The sequence below is a fragment of the Neisseria sp. HMSC070F02 genome, assembly GCF_001814225.1.
GTDB lineage: Bacteria > Pseudomonadota > Gammaproteobacteria > Burkholderiales > Neisseriaceae > Neisseria > Neisseria meningitidis.
This window is the reverse complement of record NZ_KV815412.1, coordinates 1-264: the sequence shown is the minus strand read 5'-3', so window position 1 is coordinate 264 and position 264 is coordinate 1. Positions and strand designations below refer to the sequence as shown.

Annotated in this window: 1 protein-coding gene; it reads right to left on the bottom strand. The window is 43.6% G+C overall.

Annotated features, from left to right (window positions below; all coding sequences use genetic code 11):
* The coding region (locus tag HMPREF2959_RS04835) for an opacity family porin (RefSeq protein ID WP_246829039.1) at positions 1-264 on the bottom strand (264 nt) is incomplete at both ends.

Genomic DNA, 264 nt, shown 5'->3' with positions numbered 1-264 from the left:
TCACTGAATGAACCTGATGTTTAACGTGTCCGTAGGCGACGCGCACACCGATATAGGGTTTGAATTTATCGAATTTATCGTTGAGTTTGAAATCGTAAATGGCGGATAAGCCGAGAGAAGAAGAGGCGTGGAAGCTGCCGTTTTCCTGATTTTCCGTCTTCAGTTCTCGCCAGTTGCCAGCGTTATTGTTTCTTCTCACCTCTTTTGTGTTGACGGAATATTTATTGTTGTTCCATTTTCTGTAACTGGCATAATCTGCCGCTA